Annotated in this window: 13 protein-coding genes, 9 tRNA genes and 3 rRNA genes; 19 read left to right on the forward strand and 6 right to left on the reverse strand. The window is 42.1% G+C overall.

The genetic code is table 11. From position 1 onward, the window contains the following. Window positions 1-29: 29 nt before the first annotated feature. Both P3T75_RS00300 and guaB read left to right on the forward strand, forming a co-directional pair. A complete protein-coding gene (locus P3T75_RS00300) occupies window positions 30-719 on the forward strand; it encodes a DUF1129 domain-containing protein (RefSeq protein ID WP_206902894.1) in 690 nt (229 codons plus the stop codon). Window positions 720-905: 186 nt separating this feature from the next. Then, window positions 906-2390 (forward strand): IMP dehydrogenase, encoded by a 1485-nt coding sequence (guaB, locus tag P3T75_RS00305; protein ID WP_206902893.1) that lies wholly within the window; start codon window positions 906-908, stop codon window positions 2388-2390. A gap of 203 nt (window positions 2391-2593) precedes the next feature. Here the strand turns inward: guaB and P3T75_RS00310 are convergent, their stop codons facing one another. From P3T75_RS00310 to P3T75_RS00330, 5 genes are all read right to left on the reverse strand, one after another. Then, window positions 2594-3049 (reverse strand): DUF2798 domain-containing protein, encoded by a 456-nt coding sequence (locus P3T75_RS00310; protein ID WP_206902892.1) that lies wholly within the window; start codon window positions 3047-3049, stop codon window positions 2594-2596. A 542-nt stretch (window positions 3050-3591) separates the two neighbouring features. Continuing rightward, window positions 3592-5055, reverse strand: coding sequence for a polysaccharide deacetylase family protein (locus P3T75_RS00315; RefSeq protein ID WP_230709912.1), 1464 nt, complete (start codon window positions 5053-5055; stop codon window positions 3592-3594). A gap of 357 nt (window positions 5056-5412) precedes the next feature. Beyond that, window positions 5413-6690: a serine--tRNA ligase gene (gene serS / locus P3T75_RS00320; protein ID WP_206902890.1), complete on the reverse strand. Its 1278-nt coding sequence runs from the start codon at window positions 6688-6690 to the stop codon at window positions 5413-5415. Window positions 6691-7093: 403 nt separating this feature from the next. Beyond that, window positions 7094-8311, reverse strand: coding sequence for a sensor histidine kinase (locus tag P3T75_RS00325; RefSeq protein ID WP_282461922.1), 1218 nt, complete (start codon window positions 8309-8311; stop codon window positions 7094-7096). Further along, window positions 8301-8990: a response regulator transcription factor gene (locus tag P3T75_RS00330; protein ID WP_206903056.1), complete on the reverse strand. Its 690-nt coding sequence runs from the start codon at window positions 8988-8990 to the stop codon at window positions 8301-8303. Before P3T75_RS00330 ends, P3T75_RS00325 begins: the two co-directional genes overlap by 11 nt. 741 nt (window positions 8991-9731) lie before the next feature. On the opposite strand from P3T75_RS00330, the gene P3T75_RS00335 reads away from it, so the two are divergent. The 16 genes from P3T75_RS00335 to P3T75_RS00410 all read left to right on the forward strand — a co-directional run bounded on the left by P3T75_RS00335 (window position 9732) and on the right by P3T75_RS00410 (window position 21662). Beyond that, window positions 9732-11291: ribosomal RNA gene (locus P3T75_RS00335) — 16S ribosomal RNA — on the forward strand. A 233-nt stretch (window positions 11292-11524) separates the two neighbouring features. Further along, window positions 11525-14437 (forward strand): 23S ribosomal RNA (locus P3T75_RS00340). Between the two features lie 78 nt (window positions 14438-14515). Then, window positions 14516-14631, forward strand: a 5S ribosomal RNA gene (rrf, locus tag P3T75_RS00345). Together the 16S, 23S and 5S rRNA genes with 9 tRNA genes alongside form the textbook arrangement of a ribosomal RNA operon. A gap of 8 nt (window positions 14632-14639) precedes the next feature. Beyond that, a tRNA-Val gene (locus P3T75_RS00350) sits at window positions 14640-14712 on the forward strand. A 3-nt stretch (window positions 14713-14715) separates the two neighbouring features. Next, a tRNA-Lys gene (locus P3T75_RS00355) sits at window positions 14716-14788 on the forward strand. Window positions 14789-14798: 10 nt separating this feature from the next. Then, window positions 14799-14880 (forward strand) — tRNA-Leu (locus tag P3T75_RS00360). A gap of 6 nt (window positions 14881-14886) precedes the next feature. Further along, window positions 14887-14959, forward strand: a tRNA-Thr gene (locus P3T75_RS00365). Between the two features lie 10 nt (window positions 14960-14969). Next, a tRNA-Gly gene (locus tag P3T75_RS00370) sits at window positions 14970-15041 on the forward strand. 20 nt (window positions 15042-15061) lie between these two features. Then, window positions 15062-15147 (forward strand) — tRNA-Leu (locus P3T75_RS00375). Between the two features lie 10 nt (window positions 15148-15157). Further along, window positions 15158-15231: transfer RNA gene (locus P3T75_RS00380), tRNA-Arg, on the forward strand. A 19-nt stretch (window positions 15232-15250) separates the two neighbouring features. After that, window positions 15251-15324: transfer RNA gene (locus P3T75_RS00385), tRNA-Pro, on the forward strand. Between the two features lie 72 nt (window positions 15325-15396). Beyond that, a tRNA-Arg gene (locus P3T75_RS00390) sits at window positions 15397-15470 on the forward strand. A 391-nt stretch (window positions 15471-15861) separates the two neighbouring features. Next, window positions 15862-16329 carry a CtsR family transcriptional regulator gene (locus P3T75_RS00395; RefSeq protein WP_206903170.1) on the forward strand — a complete coding sequence of 156 codons (468 nt, stop codon included), beginning with the start codon at window positions 15862-15864 and terminating at the stop codon, window positions 16327-16329. Between the two features lie 5 nt (window positions 16330-16334). After that, the gene (locus tag P3T75_RS00400) at window positions 16335-18833 is read left to right on the forward strand and encodes an ATP-dependent Clp protease ATP-binding subunit (RefSeq protein ID WP_206903171.1); all 2499 of its coding nucleotides are present in this window, start codon (window positions 16335-16337) and stop codon (window positions 18831-18833) included. Between the two features lie 255 nt (window positions 18834-19088). Further along, window positions 19089-20012 (forward strand): peptidase U32 family protein, encoded by a 924-nt coding sequence (locus tag P3T75_RS00405; RefSeq protein WP_282461923.1) that lies wholly within the window; start codon window positions 19089-19091, stop codon window positions 20010-20012. A gap of 405 nt (window positions 20013-20417) precedes the next feature. Beyond that, entirely contained in the window at window positions 20418-21662 is a 1245-nt protein-coding gene (locus P3T75_RS00410; RefSeq protein WP_230711197.1) for a peptidase U32 family protein, read from the forward strand. Window positions 21663-21922: 260 nt separating this feature from the next. On the opposite strand, the gene gloA2 is transcribed toward P3T75_RS00410, so the two are convergent. Further along, entirely contained in the window at window positions 21923-22309 is a 387-nt protein-coding gene (gloA2, locus tag P3T75_RS00415) for an SMU1112c/YaeR family gloxylase I-like metalloprotein (protein ID WP_282461924.1), read from the reverse strand. Between the two features lie 293 nt (window positions 22310-22602). On the opposite strand from gloA2, the gene gor reads away from it, so the two are divergent. Next, on the forward strand, window positions 22603-23952 hold the full coding sequence (gor, locus tag P3T75_RS00420; protein ID WP_271856781.1) for a glutathione-disulfide reductase: 1350 nt from the start codon (window positions 22603-22605) through the stop codon (window positions 23950-23952). Window positions 23953-24051 lie beyond the last annotated feature (99 nt).

Consider the following 24051-nt stretch of genomic DNA (forward strand, 5'->3'; position numbering starts at 1 on the left):
TGTAAAAGAAGTTCAGGAGGAAGTCATTCATGGATGCAGAAGCACTACGCGCAATGGTTGCACAAAATCGCGAATTAGAACCGCAATTGACCAAACGTAACCAACAATATATTTTTGATTTGAAGAAATCTTTAGAAGCAGCGAATTTATCCGAAGCAGAAATGGCAACAGCTTTAAATGAAATTCTGCCGGTTTTAGTCAAAGAACAAAAAGGCGGGAAAACCGCGCGCCAATTATTTGGGACGGTTTCAGAACGGACAGAAGCTATTTTGGCCAAGCCAGAACCTAAAAAAGAAACCAAACCACTTTTAATGTGGGCAGATAATGCGATGTTTATCTTTGGTTTGTTTGCGGTAATGTTAGGCTTAATGCGCCTGTTCACGAAAAATAGTGGACAACAAACTTACGGCTTATTGACATTGATTATTGCCTCATTATTTGGGGGTTATGCATTTTACTTAATGTATAAATACATTTACCAATATGAACGTCCAGGGGCAGATAAGAGCAAACGGCCGAAATTATGGAAAACAATGTTAATTTTAGTTCCTGTATTCTTCTTATGGATTTTAGTCTTTACGGTTAGCGCAATGTTGCCATACAATATTGTGTTGGATCCATTTATCCAATTGGTTTTAGGTGCCGCTGTCTTTGCATTACGCTGGTACTTGAAGAAAAAATACAATATCGAAGGTTCCCTTACAATTCCCAAAAATTAATTCGTCGCTAAAACTGACTGGAAAAACTATTCCGGTCAGTTTTTTTGTTTAAGTAATTTCCGAACATTGTCTAAAGGCGTTACGATGAATTTTCAGAATATTACGTAAACAATTGCAGCTGTTGACTTGCCGCTTATTTTCTGTTAGTTTCATAGATAAAAATAAAACTGAGGAGTGGTACTAACAATGTCTAACTGGGAAACGAAATTCGCTAAAAAAGGTCTAACTTTCGATGATGTCTTATTAATTCCGGGTGAAAGTCACGTCCTACCAAATGAAGTGGATATGCATGTTCAATTAGCGAAAAATATCCGTTTAAATATTCCAATCATCTCTGCCAGCATGGATACTGTAACCGACAGTAAAATGGCAATTGCCATGGCACGTCAAGGCGGCTTAGGTGTTGTTCATAAAAATATGAGTATCGCGATGCAAGCTGATGAAGTACGCAAAGTGAAACGTTCGGAATCTGGCGTTATTATCGATCCATTTTTCTTAACTCCTGATCATTTAGTGCAAGATGCTGAACATTTGATGTCAAAATATCGCATTAGTGGTGTGCCGATTGTCGAAACAATGGAAAATCGCAAATTAGTTGGGATTATCACCAACCGCGATATGCGTTTTGTGACAGATTACAGCATTAAGATTGACGATGTGATGACCAAAGAAAATCTTGTTACCGCCCCAGTTGGTACCAAATTAGCAGATGCTGAAAATATCCTCCAAAAACATAAAATTGAAAAATTACCGATCGTGGATGAAGACGGTCGTTTAAGCGGCTTGATTACCATCAAAGACATTGAAAAAGTAATCGAGTTTCCTCATGCAGCAAAAGACGAACACGGGCGCCTGTTAGTTGCGGCTGCTGTGGGCGTAACGAGCGACACTTTTGAACGGGCGCAAGCGTTACTTGACGCTGGAGCAGATGCCATTGTAATCGACACAGCGCATGGACACAGTGCCGGCGTTCTACGTAAAATTGCTGAAATTCGGGCAAAATTTCCACAAGCCACTTTGATTGCCGGTAACGTTGCAACTGCTGAAGGAACAAAAGCATTGTATGATGCTGGCGTCGATGTTGTAAAAGTCGGGATTGGCCCAGGCTCAATTTGTACAACACGAGTTGTTGCCGGTGTTGGCGTGCCCCAATTAACAGCCATTTATGATGCTGCTTCTGTTGCTCGCCAATATGGCAAAGCAATTATTGCCGATGGTGGGATCAAATATTCTGGTGATATCGTGAAAGCATTGGCCGCAGGCGGTCATGCAGTTATGCTCGGCTCCATGTTAGCTGGTACGGACGAATCTCCTGGTGAATTTGAAATTTATCAAGGTCGTCGCTTCAAAACTTATCGTGGGATGGGTTCGCTTGGCGCAATGGAAAAAGGTTCTAGCGATCGCTACTTCCAAAGCGGTGTCAATGAAGCCAACAAACTGGTGCCAGAAGGTATTGAAGGTCGTGTGGCTTATAAAGGCAGCGTGTCTGATATCATCTTCCAAATGATTGGTGGGTTGAAATCAGGGATGGGGTATGTAGGCGCAGCTGATTTGAAACAACTCCGTGACGATGCACAATTTGTCCAAATGAGTGGCAATGGTTTGAAAGAATCTCACCCACATGATGTTCAAATTACAAAAGAAGCACCAAACTACTCCGTTGAATCCTAATTTCTTTTAAAATTAAATATTAAAAATACCCGGACCTGTTTTTTGTCGTCACCTTTTTGACGAACTAGAAAACAGGTTCGGGTATTTTTTGTCGTGATAAAAAATAGCGTTTATCGCGACAAAAAGTTGAATTTTAGTCGTCTTGTTGGGGACTAAAATTTTTTAGACGAGTGGCTCATAATAACTTAAATTAATAGTACGACTTAAGCTGAGGCTGTCATTTTGCGGCTGGCACTTAAGATAGTCAAAGCGAGTGGACGCACAATTAATAGTTGTAATGGTAATGCCATCACAAAATTAAATAACCAGGTATGCAGATACGTTGCCAAACTTAGCTGGTGCCAACCAGATTCTACGACAATGCCAAATAACGACATAAAACTAACCATGCCTAAAATCATGCAGACACTAATGGAAATGCCGACTTGCCACATTTTTTCTTTATTAGTAGGTAATTTTAAGGCGATTTTTTTAGCCGGTTTCGCTACAACAAAGACATCTAAAATAAGAGCAATCACAAAGGCAAAGGGGAAACCGCCAAAAACGGCACCAAACGATAACGCGCCATGTAAAGCAACATTATAAATCGTCATGCCAAATACCATGAATAGACACATACTACAGGTGAAAAGCCAACTTTCTTTTTTTGTTTGGGGCATACAAAACTTCCTTTCAGTTTGCGCATGACAGAAATTTTCTGTAAATACGCTATTTTTCAATTGCAACGTTAGCTATCGTATCAAGAGAAAAATTTCTTCGTAAGTTCTTTTTGCTCCCTTTAGAATTTCTTAATAATTTGGTTCACGCAATGTATACAAAAAAACTCACCTTGCAGTACTCGGCATTTCCTAATGGAAAGCAGAGTGCAAGGTAAGAGAAGTAATTGGCTCTTTGGTAATCGTAATTTATTAAACTTCCGACTTAATACTTGGAAGCTGGGCTCATTCAGCTTTTCTTCATGTCTAGTTTCACGAACGAACTCTCGGCAACAATAAGCTAAAATCGTGAGAAATTTGAAAAACAATTTATCACAATTTCATCTTATTGCTTGAGAGTTAAACGCGTTCGTACCACTTTTCTATTGTCTAGCTTTATGAACGAACTTCCTACGGTATTAAGTCAAAATTTTAAGAAATTTGAGGAGCAATTTATTAAACTTCCGACTTAATACTTGGAAGCTGGGCGCGTTCATAAAGCTTTTCTATAGGTCTTTAGCTAAGCGGTAGTCTTCGGCGCCGAAGTAGACGTACATTGGTTTTTGTTGTTTTTTCAAGAGTGTATCAACGGACACAAACTCGAATCCTTGTTGGCGCATGTTGTCGATTACACCAGGTAATGCTTCAACGGTGGCGGGTTGAATATCATGCATCAAGACGATAGCATTTTCAGTTAAAGTGGCTTTGATGCGGCCTTGAATCATGCCGGCATTTTTGGATTTCCAATCTTCTGAGTCAACATCCCAGTTGATGATGGGTTTTCCAGCCACGCGGGCCACGCGTTCATCTGCAGCACCATAAGGCGGACGCAGGTTTCGTGGTAAGATACCGCAAGCTTCAAAAATAGCTTTATCTGTATCGCGAATTTCCTTTTTCAAAGCCGCATCTGACAAACTAGGTAAGACCGGATGGGTGTAAGAATGGCTGGCAACTTCATGGCCATCGGCTACAACACGTTTGACGATATCTTGGTTGTCACTAACATTTTTACCCAGCATGAAGAAAGTTGCGCTAGCTTTTTTATTTTTTAAAATATCTAATATTTTAGGCGTTGTGGCTGGATTAGGACCATCGTCAAAGGTTAAGGCCACGTATTTTTTCTTTGGATCAAGTTGCGGGAAGGCATCCTTGATTTTTTCTGGATTGACAAAATCTGTATTCACATAGGCGGCAATATCTTTGTAATCCAACGTAACCTGATCAACGCCGGTTTTATTTTTTGCCAAGTCGATGGTTAATTCATCTGGTGTGAATTCAATTTTATTTTGATAATTAATGCGGGGTAAATCCAAAATACTATCGATAACCGCTTTTTTATCTTTTGCTTCATTGAAAATCTTTTGTTGAATCACTTGTTGAATGCCAAGTAGGTCGCCTTCTTCTGGAATCAGCTCTTTAACCGTTACAGCTTTGCCAGTTTTATGGGCAATATAGGCGGGCTTGTTGCTGACTGGTTTACCTTTGGTGAAACTTTGTTTATCCTTGTGCCACACATAAGGCTCAGCGACTAATTCGTAAGTATCTAACTGATCGCTAACAGGATTAACTTCCAATTTTGCGACAATCAGGCCTTTTTTATCTTTTAGACTTTCTTTGGCTTTATTGGTTAGGGCGGTTAATTCTTTGTTACTATCTGCTGCAGAAAAAACTTTGTCTTCTTTTGGTAGGTAAGTCACCGTCACCAAATCAGTAGCTTTTTTTTCTGTTTTTTCGCTAGGAATCCCACTTTGATTCCGTTCTTCTTGTACTTCTTGTAAGAGCGCAGTCGTTTTTTCTTCAAAAACTTTTTGCGCCTTGGCCTCTGCTTGTTTCATTTGATAAAAGGTATAGGCGAAAAAGCCGAATAAGACGACTAATAAAATGCTAAGCAAGGTAAAAATATTCTTACCCAAATTGTTACTTGGTTTTTGCGAGTGCCGACTGCTGCGGGTACTGTTGTTTTCTTCCATTTTACGCGTAACTCCCTAATTGTCCGTGATTATTTTCACTGTACCATTATTGGCCTATCCATTCAACACAAAAAGGTTGGCGCAAGCCTTACATTATCGTCATTTTCAAATTTCTTAAAGAAAAACCGCTCCTGGCATTTTAAGTAAAAAAACTGCCCGTCTGCCTTAATTTTTGGGCAATAGGACCAGAATATTTCGAAATTATTGCCCAAATCAAAAACATTTTTTCTTAGGGGTGTTAAGGCTAGTTTGCAAAGCAATTATTTATGTAAAAATTTTATATTTTCCTGATAGTAAAAAAGCGCAGTTGAAAATTTTCGGTAAGAAAAATTTCCAACTGTGCTTTTAAATAGTGGATTAGTCTTTGGCGATTTTTTGTAAACCACCCATGTAAGGGACTAAAACTTCGGGAATAGTAACGGTGCCATCAGAATTTTGATAGTTTTCCAAAATAGCAGCGACAGTGCGGCCAACTGCTAAACCAGATCCGTTTAAAGTGTGGGCGTAGTGCAATTTGCCTTCTGCATCACGATAGCGGATCATAGCGCGACGAGCTTGGAAATCTTCACAGTTTGAACATGAGCTGATTTCGCGATACGTATTTTGCGCTGGAATCCAGACTTCTAAGTCATACGTTTTAGCAGCAGAAAAGCCCATGTCGCCCGTAGATAAAGCCACCACGCGATAAGGTAAGCCCAATTTTTGTAAAATTTCTTCGGCGTTATTGGTCATTTTTTCCAATTCTTCATAAGAATGCTCGGCATCAGAGAATTTCACCATTTCAACTTTGTTAAATTGGTGCAGGCGGATTAAGCCGCGGGTATCGCGACCAGCACTACCAGCTTCAGAACGAAATGATGGGCTTAATGCAGTGAAATAAATTGGCAAGTCTGCACCATCTAAAATTTCACCATTATAATAGTTTGTTAAAGGCACTTCAGCTGTTGGAATCAAGGTTAGGTCAGTGTCTGCTAACTGGAAGACATCTTCTTTGAATTTCGGAAATTGACCGGTACCAAACATAGAATTGCTGTTCACGATGTAAGGTGGGATCATTTCAGTATAGCCGTGTTCATAGACGTGTAAATCCAGCATAAAGTTATACAAGGCCCGCTCTAAGCGTGCGCCTAGACCGCGATAGTAAACAAAACGGCTACCGGAAACTTTTGCGCCCCGTTCAAAATCTAAAATTTCCAAGTCTTCTGCTACTTCCCAGTGGGCTTTTGGTTCAAAAGCGAAGTTTCGTGGCGTACCAAAACGACGGACTTCGACGTTATCTTCTTCATCTTTACCGATTGGCACAGAGTCGTTAGGCAAGTTTGGTAAGGTTGTCGCGATTGTTTTTAATTCGTCGTCAATTGCCGCGATTTTAGTATCGTATTCTTTAATTTTTGCGCCGACAGTTTTCATGGCCGCGATTTTTTCTTCGGCATTTTCTTTATTGCGTTTTAATTGGGCAATTTCTGCTGAAACATCATTGCGTTGTTTTTTCAATTCTTCTGATTGGACTAAAAGCGTGCGGCGTTCTTCATCTAATTTAACAAATTCATCTAAGACATCTGCGGGCACACCTCTTGTTGCTAATTTTTCTTTTACCATCGTCATGTTTTGGCGAATCATTTTGATATCTAACATTATTTTCCCTCACTTTATTTTTTTTCGATAAGACTTTTTAAACGTATAACAGCTGCGAACTTTATCACGTTAGGAGAAATAAAAAAAAAACTATTCCATCCCAAATTGCTTGGGACGAAATAGTTTGTTCGCGGTACCACCCAAGTTCAGCTTACGCTGCCCTTGTTGACTGGTATCGTCAGTCAGCCGCGCTTATTTGTCATAAGCGTACGTAAACAAAAACTGGATTCAACGGTTTGGCCTACTGATTCACACCACCATCAGCTCTCTTTAAAGTTACACCATTTACTAGGTTTTCTCGTTTTTCTATCAAGTTAGCTTTAGCATACTCAACTTTTGAATTTTCGTCAACTGGCATCTTCGTAGAAAAGTTTAACCCGTCAAACGTTAAAACAGCATAAACTTACTCTTTTGGATACAAATAGTGATCAGATTTCCGCGCTTTTGGTGAGACATTGCTTTTCACCGGCAAGTGAATAATAAAAGAAGTCCAGTTAGGATTACTCTTAGCGTAAATATAGCCGCCGTGTAGCGCAACGATGCTTTGCGTAATGGCAAGGCCCAAGCCGGTTCCGCCAGTAGCTTGATTACGAGATTCTTCTACACGATAAAAACGGTCGAACAAGGAGTCTAACGCTTGTTTTGGAATCATCGCGCCATTATTTTTAACAATAATAACTGCTTCTGTTCCAATTTGATCGACTTCAATCACGATTTTAGTGGCACCTTTGCCATATTTAAAAGCATTTGTGAACAAGTTGTTAAAAACGCGCACAATTTTTTCGGTGTCTCCATCCATAATCAGCTGTTCTTTTGGTGAAGCAACTTCAATTGTAATATTTTTTTTCTTGGCTTCCAATTCAAAATCTGCGGCCAATTGTTCTACCAGCTGAATCATATCAAAAGAAGTAACGTTGATCGGCACACTAGGCTGACGTACTTTTGTGTACTCAAATAAATCATCTACGAGAGACTTCATCTGTTTGGCTTTCACAAAAGCTGTGTGGGTGTATTTTAGCAAATCAGCTTCTGATTGATATTGGCCGTCTTCGATTAGCCCCAAATACCCAATAATAGAAGTTAAAGGCGTGCGAATGTCGTGACTGACATTTGTAATGAGTTCGTCTTTGGACTTTTCAATTTTGCGCTCATCTTCAATAGCCGCAACGGTACTATCGACTAAACCGTTAATGCTGGAAACGACACGACTTAAATCGCCGCTTAATTCAAAGGGAATGCGATGATCGTAATTTCCGTTGGCGATATAGTGAAGTTCACTGATAATATGCCGCAATTGCATCTGACGATAACGGCGAATCAGCCGCCAATACAAGACACCAGCATCAAGTAATAAAAATAGCGGCAAAATAAAATTTCGACCATTCCAGAAAAAGTCAGAATCAAGCCGGTGGGCAAAAATATTTTTAGAATCCCAAATGGCGTTTTCCAGAGAAGGGGAGTTTTTAATAATCGAAGCTAAGACTACTAAAACAGCTACGTTTACTAATAGTAGTAAGATAATCGTAACAATTCCCTCAGCCAAAAGTTCGCTGATTTCTTTTGATGTCAAAGTTATGCGTTTTTTCTTTTCGACTTTGCGTTGTCTGCTTTTATTTTGCATCGATCTTATAGCCAACACCCCAAACTGTTTGGATCACTTTTTCGCCGCCAGTGGCTTCTTCGATTTTATCTCGCAAGTGACTCACGTGGACCATTACGGTTTTAGCTGAAACAACACTTTCTTGTTTCCAAACGCGTTCAAAGATTTCATCGGCACTAAAGACGCGATTTGGATGAGAAGCCAATAGATATAAAATGCCAAATTCCAACGCTGTTAGTTGTATCTCTTTACCATCCATTGTTTTCACTTCATGGGAATCTTTATTAATGATTAATGAATTTACTTCTAGAATATCAGGTTGATCTGGCGTAACTTGCATTTTTGTTCGGCGTAAAAGAGATTTTACTCGGGCCATAACTTCCAATGGATTGAATGGTTTTGTTACGTAATCGTCAGCGCCTGCAACTAATCCTTTAATTTTATCCATGTCGGTTGTCTTAGCCGTTAACATAATAATCGGAATTTGTGATTCCTTGCGTAGCTCTTTGACAACTTGCATCCCGTCTTTTTCGGGCATCATGATATCTAAAATCATTAACTCAATATCGGGATTTGTGCGGATTTTTGACAGGGCTTCTTTACCATCATAAGCTTTGACCGCTTCGTAACCTTCATTGTGAATATAAATGCTCAATAACTCGACAATCTCTTTGTCATCATCAGCAACTAAAATTTTCATCATAAAAAATCCTCCTGTATTAAAAATAATTTGTTCTTTCTATAGAAGAAAAGATTTGTAAAACAAATTTAAGTAGAAAAATTTACCGTACTTTCTACAGCTATAGTATCAAAAAAGTGCTAAAGAAAACACTCAGAGCCCCTTTTTAACGATTCCTTAAAAATCACCTTCAAAAAATTAACGAACGAAATTTCATTTAACCCAGTTTTAAAAAGTTCTATTTCGGAAAAATCACGAACGATTTTCCGTCGTTTCAAATCTATAGTTTAGAGTTGTGAAAAATGTTGTTAAATCAATAAGTTTTCGTTGACTTAAACTTTCAAAGTTGGTATATTATTACTTGTCCTTGAGAACGAGATTCTTAAGAAAACAAACTTTGAAAAAAGTTAAAAAAAGTTGTTGACAGTTGCTACAACGACTGTTAAACTAACGAAGTTGCTTGATGAGCGGCGGACTTCTGAAATATCATTTCAAAAAGTTTTTAAAACTTTTTGAAAAAACAGTTGACAGAAATTAAGTCAGCTGATAAGATATAAGAGTTGCTGAAACATTTCAAAAAGCAACCAACTGCAAGTTAGATAAATACATTTAACTTTGCAAGTAGACCTTTGAAAACTGAACAAAGCAAGCAAACGAACCAATGTGTAGGGCGCTTCTTTTATAGAAGCAAACAACATGCAAGCAATAGCTAGCAAAGTTAATTTTTATTTGAGCTTAACAGTCTATGACTGTTCAAACACTTTTTATGAGAGTTTGATCCTGGCTCAGGACGAACGCTGGCGGCGTGCCTAATACATGCAAGTCGAACGCTTCTTTTTCCACCGGAGCTTGCTCCACCGGAAAAAGAGGAGTGGCGAACGGGTGAGTAACACGTGGGTAACCTACCCTCAAGCGGGGGATAACACTTGGAAACAGGTGCTAATACCGCATAACAATACCAAACACATGTTTAGTATTTGAAAGGCGCTTTTGCGTCACTTGAGGATGGACCCGCGGTGCATTAGCTAGTTGGTGAGGTAACGGCTCACCAAGGCCACGATGCATAGCCGACCTGAGAGGGTGATCGGCCACACTGGGACTGAGACACGGCCCAGACTCCTACGGGAGGCAGCAGTAGGGAATCTTCGGCAATGGACGAAAGTCTGACCGAGCAACGCCGCGTGAGTGAAGAAGGTTTTCGGATCGTAAAACTCTGTTGTTAGAGAAGAACAAGGATGAGAGTAAAATGTTCATCCCTTGACGGTATCTAACCAGAAAGCCACGGCTAACTACGTGCCAGCAGCCGCGGTAATACGTAGGTGGCAAGCGTTGTCCGGATTTATTGGGCGTAAAGCGAGCGCAGGCGGTTTTTTAAGTCTGATGTGAAAGCCCCCGGCTCAACCGGGGAGGGTCATTGGAAACTGGGAGACTTGAGTGCAGAAGAGGAGAGTGGAATTCCATGTGTAGCGGTGAAATGCGTAGATATATGGAGGAACACCAGTGGCGAAGGCGGCTCTCTGGTCTGTAACTGACGCTGAGGCTCGAAAGCGTGGGGAGCAAACAGGATTAGATACCCTGGTAGTCCACGCCGTAAACGATGAGTGCTAAGTGTTGGAGGGTTTCCGCCCTTCAGTGCTGCAGCAAACGCATTAAGCACTCCGCCTGGGGAGTACGACCGCAAGGTTGAAACTCAAAGGAATTGACGGGGGCCCGCACAAGCGGTGGAGCATGTGGTTTAATTCGAAGCAACGCGAAGAACCTTACCAGGTCTTGACATCCTTTGACCACTCTAGAGATAGAGCTTCCCCTTCGGGGGCAAAGTGACAGGTGGTGCATGGTTGTCGTCAGCTCGTGTCGTGAGATGTTGGGTTAAGTCCCGCAACGAGCGCAACCCTTATTGTTAGTTGCCATCATTTAGTTGGGCACTCTAGCGAGACTGCCGGTGACAAACCGGAGGAAGGTGGGGATGACGTCAAATCATCATGCCCCTTATGACCTGGGCTACACACGTGCTACAATGGGAAGTACAACGAGTTGCGAAGTCGCGAGGCTAAGCTAATCTCTTAAAGCTTCTCTCAGTTCGGATTGTAGGCTGCAACTCGCCTACATGAAGCCGGAATCGCTAGTAATCGCGGATCAGCACGCCGCGGTGAATACGTTCCCGGGCCTTGTACACACCGCCCGTCACACCACGAGAGTTTGTAACACCCGAAGTCGGTGAGGTAACCTTTATGGAGCCAGCCGCCTAAGGTGGGATAGATGATTGGGGTGAAGTCGTAACAAGGTAGCCGTATCGGAAGGTGCGGCTGGATCACCTCCTTTCTAAGGAATATTACGGAAACTACACAGTTGTAACTTGTCTTTGTTCAGTTTTGAGAGGTTTACTCTCAAATATTTTATTTTGTTCATTGAAAACTGGATACTTGAAGAAAAAATCAAAACAAACCGAGAACACCGCGTTGAATGAGTTTTTTAATAAGTTCAATTGCTTATTTTCTTGAGTAAGCTTCTATCGCTAGAAGAACTGCTCAAAACCAGACCGTAAGGTCTTATAAGGTTAAGTGAATAAGGGCGCACGGTGGATGCCTTGGCACTAGGAGCCGATGAAGGACGGGACTAACACCGATATGCTTTGGGGAGCTGTAAGTAAGCTATGATCCAGAGATTTCCGAATGGGGGAACCCAACATCTTTTATAGGATGTTACGTATACGTGAATACATAGCGTATACGAGGTAGACGCAGAGAACTGAAACATCTAAGTACCTGCAGGAAGAGAAAGAAAAATCGATTCCCCAAGTAGCGGCGAGCGAAAAGGGAACAGCCCAAACCAAGATGCTTGCATCTTGGGGTTGTAGGACTCCAATATGGTAGTTCTTTCAGATAGTCGAATGACTTGGAAAAGTCAGTCAAAGAGGGTAAAAACCCCGTAGGCGAAATTTGGAAGGCACCTAGGAGGATCCTGAGTACGGCGGAACACGAGGAATTCCGTCGGAATCCGGGAGGACCATCTCCCAAGGCTAAATACTCCCTAGTGACCGATAGTGAACCAGTACCGTGAGGGAAAGGTGAAAAGCACCCCGGAAGGGGAGTGAAATAGATCCTGAAACCGTGTGCCTACAACAAGTTAGAGCCCGTTAATGGGTGATAGCGTGCCTTTTGTAGAATGAACCGGCGAGTTACGATTGCATGCGAGGTTAAGTTGAAGAGACGGAGCCGTAGCGAAAGCGAGTCTGAATAGGGCGAATGAGTATGTAGTCGTAGACCCGAAACCATGTGATCTACCCATGTCCAGGTTGAAGGTGCGGTAAAACGCACTGGAGGACCGAACCCACGTACGTTGAAAAGTGCGGGGATGAGGTGTGGGTAGCGGAGAAATTCCAAACGAACTTGGAGATAGCTGGTTCTCTCCGAAATAGCTTTAGGGCTAGCGTCGAAGTTAAGAATGATGGAGGTAGAGCACTGTTTGGACTAGGGGCCCATCTCGGGTTACCGAATTCAGATAAACTCCGAATGCCATTCATTTATATTCGGCAGTCAGACTGTGAGTGATAAGATCCATAGTCGAAAGGGAAACAGCCCAGACCACCAGCTAAGGTCCCAAAATGTATGTTAAGTGGAAAAGGATGTGGGGTTGCACAGACAACTAGGATGTTGGCTCAGAAGCAGCCACCATTTAAAGAGTGCGTAATAGCTCACTAGTCGAGTGACCCTGCGCCGAAAATGTACCGGGGCTAAACATACTACCGAAGCTGTGGAGTACACCGAAGGTGTATTGGTAGGAGAGCGTTCTAAGGGCGTTGAAGGTAGATCGTGAGGACTGCTGGAGCGCTTAGAAGTGAGAATGCCGGTATGAGTAGCGAAAGACAGGTGAGAATCCTGTCCACCGAATGACTAAGGTTTCCTGGGGAAGGCTCGTCCGCCCAGGGTTAGTCGGGACCTAAGCCGAGGCCGATAGGCGTAGGCGATGGACAACAGGTTGATATTCCTGTACCCGTTGTATTTGTTTGAGCAATGGAGGGACGCAGGAGGCTAAGAAGTGCAGACTGATGGATATGTCTGTTCAAGCAGTAAGTCTTGAGATGAGTCAAATGCTTATTTCTATAAGGACAAGCTGTGATGAGGAGGGAAATAATAGTACCGAAGCTTCTGATGTCACACTGCCGAGAAAAGCTTCTAGTGAGAAGACAACGGCCCGTACCGCAAACCGACACAGGTAGTCGAGGAGAGAATCCTAAGGTGAGCGAGAGAACTCTCGTTAAGGAACTCGGCAAAATGACCCCGTAACTTCGGGAGAAGGGGTGCTGACCGCAAGGTCAGCCGCAGTGAATAGGCCCAAGCGACTGTTTATCAAAAACACAGGTCTCTGCAAAATCGAAAGATGAAGTATAGGGGCTGACGCCTGCCCGGTGCTGGAAGGTTAAGAGGAGTGCTTAGCGTAAGCGAAGGTACGAATTGAAGCCCCAGTAAACGGCGGCCGTAACTATAACGGTCCTAAGGTAGCGAAATTCCTTGTCGGGTAAGTTCCGACCCGCACGAAAGGCGTAACGATTTGGGCACTGTCTCAACGAGAGACTCGGTGAAATTTTAGTACCTGTGAAGATGCAGGTTACCCGCGACAGGACGGAAAGACCCCATGGAGCTTTACTGTAGTTTGATATTGAGTGTCTGTACCACATGTACAGGATAGGTAGGAGCCGTAGAGATCGGGACGCTAGTTTCGAAGGAGGCAATGGTGGGATACTACCCTTGTGTTATGGCCACTCTAACCCGCACCACTAATCGTGGTGGGAGACAGTGTCAGATGGGCAGTTTGACTGGGGCGGTCGCCTCCTAAAAGGTAACGGAGGCGCCCAAAGGTTCCCTCAGAATGGTTGGAAATCATTCGCAGAGTGTAAAGGCAGAAGGGAGCTTGACTGCGAGACTTACAAGTCGAGCAGGGACGAAAGTCGGGCTTAGTGATCCGGTGGTTCCGCATGGAAGGGCCATCGCTCAACGGATAAAAGCTACCCTGGGGATAACAGGCTTATCTCCCCAAGAGTCCACATCGACGGGGAGGTTTGGCACCTCGATGTCGGCTCGTCGCATCCTGGGGCTGTAGTCGGTCCCAAGGGTTGGGCTGTTCGCCCATTAAAGCGGCACGCGAGCTGGGTTCAGAACGTCGTGAGACAGTTCGGTCCCTATCCGTCGCGGGCGTTGGAAATTTGAGAGGAGCTGTCCTTAGTACGAGAGGACCGGGATGGACTTACCGCTGGTGTACCAGTTGTCTCGCCAGAGGCATCGCTGGGTAGCTATGTAGGGAAGGGATAAACGCTGAAAGCATCTAAGTGTGAAGCCCACCTCAAGATGAGATTTCCCATTTCTTAAAGAAAGTAAGATCCCTGAGAGAAGATCAGGTAGATAGGTCAGGAGTGGAAGTACAGTGATGTATGGAGCGGACTGATACTAATCGATCGAGGACTTAACCAAAGTAAAAGAAAACTCGGAAGAGTTTTGAAAAACTTCAAGATCCAGTTTTGAGTGAATGAAATTCACTTAATTAAATAGTGTGGTGGCGATAGCGAGAAGGATACACCTGTAACCATGCCGAACACAGAAGTTAAGCTTCTTAGCGCCGATTGTAGTGAAGGGTTTCCCTTTGTGAGAGTAGGACGTCGCCACGCGAACTTATGGGGGTTTAGCTCAGCTGGGAGAGCATCTGCCTTACAAGCAGAGGGTCAGCGGTTCGAACCCGTTAACCCCCATATGAGCCGTTAGCTCAGTTGGTAGAGCATCTGACTTTTAATCAGAGGGTCACAGGTTCGAGCCCTGTACGGCTCATAAGAAATATGCGGGTGTGGCGGAATTGGCAGACGCACCAGATTTAGGATCTGGCGCCTTACGGCGTGGGGGTTCAAGTCCCTTCACCCGCATAAAAGGCCGGCTTAGCTCAGTTGGTAGAGCATCTGATTTGTAATCAGAGGGTCGAGGGTTCAAGTCCTTTAGCCGGCATCAAAACCATGCGGAAATAGCTCAGTGGTAGAGCACCACCTTGCCAAGGTGGGGGTCGCGGGTTCGAACCCCGTTTTCCGCTTTACTTTAAAAAGTAAAAAAGCCGGGGTGGCGGAACTGGCAGACGCACAGGACTTAAAATCCTGCGGTGAGTGATCACCGTACCGGTTCGATTCCGGTCCTCGGCATTAGAAAGATGCGCCCATAGCTCAACTGGATAGAGTGTTTGACTACGGATCAAAAGGTTAGGGGTTCGACTCCTCTTGGGCGCGTAGTCTTTTTATTTTTTATCGGGAAGTAGCTCAGCTTGGTAGAGCACTTGGTTTGGGACCAAGGGGTCGCAGGTTCGAATCCTGTCTTCCCGATTTTTTTTATTTTAGGCTTTATTTCTAAATGAATTTAAGCTATAATGTTGTCAGACTTAATTTAATATTTATGCGCCCATAGCTCAACTGGATAGAGTGTTTGACTACGGATCAAAAGGTTAGGGGTTCGACTCCTCTTGGGCGCGTCTTAACGAAATCATATTAAGGATTTCGTTTTTTTGTATATCAAAATAGTTCTCTCAAGGTCAAAATTTTATTAGCTATGATTTTGTTTAAAAAATAGACAAGCTAGTAAATTATTTAGTGAATTATAAGGAAAAATAGTATGTGATTAGCTCAAATTAATGTATGAATATTCATTGTGTTAGATTTTTTACTTTTGTGAAAGTTGCGGTAAAATAGAGAAGTAACTTTTATTTCCTATAAAGAAGTTACAAAGCAGTTCGTGTGTACGTGTTTTACTTTTTCTTCCACTAATTCTTAAAGGAATGTTGTGATTCAGTCATGTTCCTTTAATTATCCAGCTAAGTTGGGTATAATTAAGGTCAGAATTAGTCAAGGGAGGGAAATCGCATTATGAGTCGTCACAACACTTCTGATTTAATTGAAGCTTATTTGAAAAAAATTTTGGAAGATAGCGAAATGATTGAAATCCGTCGCACCGAGATGGCTGATTTATTCAACTGTGTACCATCCCAAATTAATTATGTCATTAATACGCGTTTCACAATTCAACGGGGCTATGTTGTTGAAAGTAAGCGCGGTGGCGGTGGCTATATTAGAATTGAAAAAATCAAAATTTCTGACAATCATCGCTTTTTAGAGCAAGTAGATCAACTTTTTGTCGATACACTAGGTGAAAAAGATGCTTTAGCCATTATTCAAAAGCTATACGAAGAAGATATTTTAACCAAAACAGAAGGTAATTTAATTTTAGCGGCTTTGGCTAAAAGTACGCTGGGACGTTTTAAAAATGAAAATGAAATTCGAGCTGGCATGTTACATGCAGTGCTAGAGCGATTAAGTTATGAGGATAGGAAGTGAGTCAGATGGATGAATTATTTACAGAAAAAGCCAAGGCGGTCTTGACGATTGCCCAAGAAGAAGCAAAAACTTTCAAACATCAGTCAGTCGGTTCAGAACATCTACTATTGGCTTTGATTATTGAACAAGATGGTATTGCTGGAAAAGTTTTACGGGAAATGAGCGTTACTGAAACAGATGTTAGAGAAGAAATTGAGCATTTAACTGGCTATGGCACGATGAAATCTTATCCGGCTGGAGTTTACTTACCGTATTCACCACGGGCAAAACAAATTTTTGCCTATGCAGGTGACGAAGCAAAACGCTTAGGCGCTCCGAATATTGGCACAGAGCATTTACTACTGGGACTTTTACGCGATGATGAAATTCTTGCTTCTCGCATCATGGTCAACCTTGGTTTGAGCTTAGCTAGAATGCGCCAACTTTTGAAAAAGAAAATGGGCGTAAGTGAAAGCAAGGCACCCAATAACGGGTTAGGAGGACGCCGCAGACAAGCGCCTCAGGGTACAAAAGGCATGCAGCAAGGTACGCCGACGCTAGACGGCTTAGCTCGGGATTTAACGAAGCTTGCCAGAGAAAACCGCCTCGATCCCGTGGTAGGCCGCAGTAAAGAAGTAAAACGTCTGATTCAAATCCTCTCGCGCAGAACGAAAAATAATCCTGTTTTAGTAGGGGAACCTGGTGTTGGGAAAACAGCTATTGCAGAAGGTTTAGCGCAACAGATCGTGCGGGGCGAAGTTCCGGAAGATATGCAGCAAAAACGTTTGATGATGCTGGATATGGGTTCTCTTGTAGCGGGTACGAAATATCGTGGTGAATTTGAAGACCGGATGAAAAAAATCATTGATGAAATTTATCATGACGGGCAGATTATCTTATTCATCGACGAGCTGCATACTTTGATTGGTGCCGGCGGAGCTGAAGGGGCCATTGATGCTTCCAATATTTTGAAACCGGCTTTAGCTCGTGGCGAGTTACAAACAATTGGGGCCACCACGCTAGATGAATATCAAAAGTATATTGAAAAAGATTCTGCATTGGAACGTCGTTTTGCTCGTGTGCAAGTCGATGAGCCAACGCCAGAAGAGGCCGAAGAGATCTTAAGAGGCTTGCGTCCTCGTTACGAAGAACATCATGGTGTTGAAATCTCTGATGAAGCATTACATGCGGCTGTCCAGTTGTCTGTTCGCTATATCAATTCGCGGCAGTTACCAGATAAGGCAATTGATTTAATGGATGAGTCTTCAGCAAAAGTGCGTTTGGATAAAGCAGATGAACCTTCTGAAATTATCGGTTTGCAAGAAGACATTGCAAATCTGATGAGTGAAAAAGAAGAAGCAATTCAAAATCAAAACTTTGAAGCGGCAGCTCGTTTACGCCAAAAAGAGAAAAAGTTAAGTCAACGTTTGGCAGAATTAGCCTTTGCGGAAACAAAAGAAGCCTCTGGTTTTGCTGACCGTGTGACAGCAGAAGATGTCGCAACTGTCGTTTCTCAGTGGACAGGTGTACCGTTGCAACAAATGGAGAAAAAAGAAAGCGAACGCCTCCTAGATTTAGAAAAAATTCTCCATCAACGGGTAGTGGGCCAAGAAGAAGCAGTTAAAGCTGTCGCACGTTCGATTCGTCGTGCTAGAAGTGGCTTGAAAGATCCAAATCGTCCAATTGGTTCCTTCATGTTTTTAGGACCAACTGGTGTTGGGAAAACCGAATTGGCCAAAACGCTAGCAGAAGCGATGTTTGGCAGTGAAGATGCACTGATTCGCGTGGATATGTCAGAATTTATGGAAAAATACAGTACGAGCCGTCTGATTGGTTCTCCTCCAGGTTATGTCGGGTATGACGAAGGTGGACAATTAACAGAGAAGGTTCGTTCTAAACCATATTCTGTTATCTTGTTGGATGAAGTTGAAAAAGCGCATCCAGATGTCTTTAATATTTTATTACAAGTATTAGACGATGGGCATTTGACCGACTCAAAAGGACGTAAAGTTGATTTTCGTAATACGATTTTGATTATGACCTCCAATATTGGTGCTACGCAAATTCGTGAAGAAAAAAATGTTGGTTTTAACGTAACGGATTTAACAAAAGATCATGGGGCTATGCAAAAACGTATTTTAGAAGAATTGAAAAAAGCTTTCCGCCCTGAATTTTTAAACCGAATTGATGAAACAGTTGTCTTCCGTTCATTAGGAGAAGCTGAAATTCAACAAATCGTGAAAATCATGAGTAAATCCATTATAAAACGCTTGGCCGAACAAGATATTCAATTGAAAATCACACCTGCTGCCAATGAAGTTATCGGTAAAGCTGGTTTTGATCCAGAATATGGCGCTCGTCCAATCAGAAGAGCACTGCAAAAAGAAGTGGAAGATCGTTTATCTGAAGCGTTATTATCTGGCCAAATTCATTTGGGGGATAATGTTACAATCGGTGCTAAAAAAGGGAAAATCACCTTAACAGTAAAAGAACCTACTGAAGGGAAAAAATTGCAAAACGTTTAAAAATGCGGCCTCCAAATGTTAGTAATTTTCTAACATTTGGGGGTTTTTGTGTTCAGTTCTCTTTTAACGATTTTTTGGCAAAGTTTTGTTTTATCCATTTTACTTTCGGGGGATAAATTACCAGACTTATTAGCGTTCTGTTGTATTTTTAAAATCCAATCAGGAAATCTTCTAAAAATAGTAGGATTTTTGATTGCTACTTCTAAAATTCCACACCCTGTGATAAGATAATTGAGTTATCAAAGGGGGAAGAAGATGATTGAATTAGTCACAACGGTAGCCTCTGTTGACCAAGCCGAAAAATTACTAGCAGCTGGTGTGGACACCATCTACTTTGGGGAAGAAACGTTTGGTTTGCGGTTACCTTATTCATTTTCACGCAAAGAACAAAGGCAATTAGTAAATTTAGCCCATGCTGCCGGGAAAAAAGCAGCAATTGCCGTCAATGGCATTATGCATCCGGAAAAAATGAAGTTAGTACCGGAGTATTTAGCTTTTGTAAAAGAAAGTGGTGCCAATCAAATTGTGGTGGGAGATCCTGGTGTCGTCTATGTGATGACGCAAAATGAAAACTTGGCGACGCCTTTTATATATGATGGGGAAACCTTAGTGACCAGTGCGCGTCAAATTAATTTTTGGAGTAAAAAAGGTGCTGTTGGGGCTGTTTTAGCCAGAGAAGTGCCTTTTGCGGAAATGGTAGAAATGGCGCCACAATTAACGGTACCGGCGGAAGTTTTAGTTTACGGTGCAACCTGTATCCATCAATCAAAACGGCCACTTTTACAAAATTATTATAATTATACGCAGCAAGATGAGCGTACAAGTCGTGAACGCGATTTGTTCTTATCGGAACCAAAAAAACCAGAAACCCATTACTCAATCTTTGAAGATAGTCATGGGACGCATATTTTTGCTGATAATGATTTGGATTTGATGAAAGAAGTAGGACAGTTGGCCCAAACTGGTTTTACAACGTGGAAACTGGATGGATTGTTTACCGATGAAGCCAATTTTGTTGCCATTGCCGAATTATTTGTGGCCGCTAAGGCAGCCATCTTAGCTGGGACGTGGGACGAAGCACAAGCTGCAGCATTAGATGAAAAACTGCAGACCTTGCATCCTGAAAAGCGCGGATTAGACACTGGTTTTTATTATTTAGATCCAAAAGCGATTCGCTAAAAAGCAAGCGAAACTATTTACGATAAATGAAGTGAAAAAGGCCAGAAAGTAGCAAAAAGCCAAGAAATAAATGATAAGCAAAATGCGCTTACACTGTTTTTGCCTAATTGCTCACTTTCTAAGCGAGCCTTTTTCACATCTAAAGAAATCGAGTTGTCAAAAGTCCTGCCAACTGGGTATTAAGCCACCCAACGTGCATGCCAAAAGGCGGCATACAATTGGTTTTACTTAATACCAGTTGGCAATTCGGATGTTGACAACATCACTAAATCGAGTAAAAAAGGCCAGAAAGTTCAACAATAAGTAAAACCAGTGATAAGCAAAATGCGCTTACACTGTTTTTGACTTATTGCTCGCTTTCTGTGCAAGCCTTTTTCACATCTAAAGCAGGAGTGACAAAAAGACATGACAAAGAGAGTCTTGAAGCGGCCGGAGGTTTTGGCTCCGGCGGGAACTTTGGAAAAATTGAAAACGGCGATTCATTATGGCGCCGATGCTGTTTATATTGGCGGGAACGCGTATGGTTTGCGAAGCCGCGCGGGGAATTTTAGTTATGAAGAAATGGCAGAAGGTGTAGCTTTTGCTAAAGAACACAATGCCAAAGTATACGTAGCGGCCAATATGGTTACCCATGAAGGGAATCAAGAAGGTGCGGGAGAATTTTTCCGCGAGTTGCGGGATGTCGGAATTAGTGCGGTGATCGTGTCTGATCCGGCATTGATTGAAATTTGTGCAACAGAAGCGCCGGGTCTTCCGATTCACCTTTCAACGCAAGCCTCTGCCACAAATTTTGAGACACTGGAATTTTGGAAAAATGAAGGCTTAGAGCGGGTCGTTTTAGCACGGGAAGTTTCAATGGCAGAAGTTGCTGAAATTCGCAAAAATACTGAAATTGAGATTGAAGCCTTTATTCACGGGGCAATGTGTATTTCATATTCAGGCCGGTGTACATTATCGAACCATATGTCCATGCGGGATGCCAATCGCGGCGGCTGTTCACAATCTTGTCGCTGGAAATATGAATTATACGATATGCCCTTTGGTACAGAGCAACACCGCAGTTTAACGGATAAAGGAAATGTAAATGAAGAATTTTCCATGAGTGCTGTCGATATGACGATGATTGAGCACATTCCAGATTTAATTGAAAACGGCGTGGATAGTTTAAAAATTGAAGGGCGCATGAAATCTATTCACTATGTTTCCACCGTTTCAAACGTGTACAAAGCGGCGGTGGACAGCTATATTGCAGATCCAGAAAATTATGTTTGCAAACAAGAGTGGATTGACGAACTATGGAAAGTGGCACAACGAGAGCTTGCAACGGGTTTTTATTACCATACACCAACGGAAAATGAACAGCTCTTTGGCCCAAGACGTAAAATTCCGCAATATCAGTTTGTCGGCGAAGTCATGGCCTATGATCCTACAACGAAAATTGCTACGATTCGCCAACGAAATCACTTTTCTGTCGGGGATGAAATTGAATTTTATTCACCAGGCTTTAAACATTTTGAACAATCAGTGGCATGGATGAAAAATGATGAAGGGGAAATGATCGACCGGGCCCCAAATCCGATGATGATTTTAACGATGCCTGTTGCCCAAGCTGTTGCGGTGGGGGATATGATTCGTAAGAAGAAGGATTAGGAAATAGGATAAAAGACAAGGCAGGTTATTTCGCTTGGCGGGAAAAATATCAGAAGCTTGACTTTGGTGTATTTTCCGCAAAGCAAAATTTCAGCTTATTGTGAATAAAACTAGTTCAACAATAGAAAAACTCCAGTCTAAATGGATGACTGTCACTAAGGTAGCTTTGATGCTAACCTAAATGAGATAGCCGACCATGAATTAGACAGGAGTTTTTTTGTTTGATAGATTGGGTGCAGGTTAATTTGTTGCGACTTTATTTATTCATGCAATTCCAGCGGCAAGCCGTCAGGATCAAAGAAGAAAGTCATTTTTTCGTTTGTGAAGGTGTCCCGCCGAATTTCTTCACATCTTACCCCCTGTTCTTTTAAGTAGGCGACTTCGGCTTCAATATTGGTAGTTTTGAAGGCTAAGTGGCGTAGTCCGCAAGCCTCAGGAAAACTTGGTCGTTTGGGCGGATGAGTTGTGGCAAAGATTTCCAGTTGGCAATTATCTAATTGCAAATCGAGTTTCGTATCATTTTTTTCGGGCCGATAATGTTCTCTAATGATCGGTAGTCCCAGAATGTCCACATAAAAGTGTTTGGCGCTAGCGAAGTTGGAAACGATAATGGCAACATGATGAATTTGGGTAAATTTTAGCGGCATGATTTTGCTCCTTTATACGAAAATAACTATTACGCAAAAATTACTGGTTATATCCACGTAATCTTTAAGTAAGTTTAGCCTATAAACAGCCTACTAGCTTATCATTTTTCTTTCAAGTACAATACAGGTATTGGAAAAATTATGGGAATCCTAGTATGTCTGAAAATGTAGTAGGCTTCAGATTTTAGCAAATTTTTTGAATGAAGACTAAAGGGTGACTGATAGGACAAAGGTCAAATTATCTGTCGTTGAAATTTTCAGACGTATTCTAAAAGGATAAAGGGGAGAATTACGTGAAAAGTTATGATTATATTGTCATCGGTGGCGGTAGCGGCGGGATAGCATCGGCAAATAGAGCGGGGCTGCACGGACAAAAAGTTTTGCTAATTGAAGGCAAAGCTTTAGGCGGAACGTGTGTAAATGTTGGTTGTGTACCGAAAAAAGTAATGTGGCAGGCTAGTGAAATGCTGGAAATGATTCGCCGCGATGCACCAAGTTACGGTATTACAGCAGATATCAAAGCGTTTGATTTTACAGAATTGGTGACGCGCCGAGAAAAATATATTTCCTTTTTACACGGGGCTTACCAAAGAGGTTTAGACAGTAATAAAGTTGATGTAGTAACGGGCTATGGAAAATTTGTCGACTCCCAGACGGTAGTGGTTGGCGATGAAAAATTTACAGCCCCTCATATTTTGATTGCGACTGGGGGAAGACCGAGCCATATGAATATCCCCGGGGGAGAATATGCAATGGATTCAGACGACTTTTTTGCCATGACGAAAAAGCCGGAGAGTATGCTGGTCTTGGGAGCAGGCTACATTGCAGCAGAGCTTTCTGGTATGGCACAACAAATGGGCATTAAAACCATGTGGGCTTATCGGCAAGGGCGTCCGTTACGAACTTTTGATCCGATGTTAAGTGATAATTTAGTGGAAATGTACCAAGAAGCAGGCTTGTCTTTGTATCCTGAGCACGTTGCAACTGAAATTATTAAAAATGATGACGATACTTTTACAGTGACGTTTGAAAACGGGGCAAAGTTACAGGCTGAAAAAGTTCTCTTTGCCGGTGGGCGTTTACCAAATACGCAAAATCTTGATTTAGAAAAAATTGGGGTGAAATTAGACCAGCGTGGGTTTATCGCGGTGGATGAATTCCAAAATACTTCGGTGCCGGGTGTTTATGCGGTAGGCGATATTATCGGGAAAGTTGATTTAACCCCAGTTGCGATTGCTGCCGGACGGCGTTTATCTGAGCGCTTATTTAATGGCAAAAAAGATCTGCATTTGGATTATGATCTGATTCCAACGGTGATCTTCACCCATCCGCCGATTGCGACAATCGGGCTGACAGAAGAACAAGCCTATGAAAAATATCAAGCTGAAAAAGTAAAAGTTTACCGTTCCCGCTTTACCCCGATGTATTTTGCCTTAAATGATTATCGGCAAAAATGCGAAATGAAATTGATTTGTGTGGGAGAAGAAGAACGAATCGTCGGCTTGCACGCGATTGGTATCGGTGTGGATGAAATGTTACAAGGTTTTGCGGTTGCCATCAAAATGGGGGCCACAAAAGCAGATTTCGACAATACGGTTGCGATTCACCCAACCGGAGCCGAGGAATTTGTCACAATGCGTTAAAATAAAGTACGACCTTTTAAGCAAACTTAAAAGGTCGTACTTTTTTTAGTGCTGATCATAAATTTTTTTGAAAAATTTGGGGGTGAAAAAGAGAATTGT

The sequence above is a fragment of the Enterococcus montenegrensis genome (assembly GCF_029983095.1).
Taxonomy (GTDB): Bacteria; Bacillota; Bacilli; order Lactobacillales; family Enterococcaceae; genus Enterococcus_C; species Enterococcus_C montenegrensis.

What these genes read in the sequence shown, in the direction of transcription:
- P3T75_RS00395 (WP_206903170.1), top strand. Translation starts at nt 15,862, where the DNA reads ATGAGTCGTCACAACACTTCTGATTTAATTGAAGCTTATTTGAAAAAA.
- P3T75_RS00330 (WP_206903056.1), bottom strand. Translation starts at nt 8,990, where the DNA reads ATGAAAATTTTAGTTGCTGATGATGACAAAGAGATTGTCGAGTTATTG.
- P3T75_RS00400 (WP_206903171.1), top strand. Translation starts at nt 16,335, where the DNA reads ATGGATGAATTATTTACAGAAAAAGCCAAGGCGGTCTTGACGATTGCC.
- serS (WP_206902890.1), bottom strand. Translation starts at nt 6,690, where the DNA reads ATGTTAGATATCAAAATGATTCGCCAAAACATGACGATGGTAAAAGAA.
- P3T75_RS00325 (WP_282461922.1), bottom strand. Translation starts at nt 8,311, where the DNA reads ATGCAAAATAAAAGCAGACAACGCAAAGTCGAAAAGAAAAAACGCATA.
- P3T75_RS00410 (WP_230711197.1), top strand. Translation starts at nt 20,418, where the DNA reads ATGACAAAGAGAGTCTTGAAGCGGCCGGAGGTTTTGGCTCCGGCGGGA.
- P3T75_RS00300 (WP_206902894.1), top strand. Translation starts at nt 30, where the DNA reads ATGGATGCAGAAGCACTACGCGCAATGGTTGCACAAAATCGCGAATTA.
- gloA2 (WP_282461924.1), bottom strand. Translation starts at nt 22,309, where the DNA reads ATGCCGCTAAAATTTACCCAAATTCATCATGTTGCCATTATCGTTTCC.
- guaB (WP_206902893.1), top strand. Translation starts at nt 906, where the DNA reads ATGTCTAACTGGGAAACGAAATTCGCTAAAAAAGGTCTAACTTTCGAT.
- P3T75_RS00310 (WP_206902892.1), bottom strand. Translation starts at nt 3,049, where the DNA reads ATGCCCCAAACAAAAAAAGAAAGTTGGCTTTTCACCTGTAGTATGTGT.
- P3T75_RS00315 (WP_230709912.1), bottom strand. Translation starts at nt 5,055, where the DNA reads ATGGAAGAAAACAACAGTACCCGCAGCAGTCGGCACTCGCAAAAACCA.
- P3T75_RS00405 (WP_282461923.1), top strand. Translation starts at nt 19,089, where the DNA reads ATGATTGAATTAGTCACAACGGTAGCCTCTGTTGACCAAGCCGAAAAA.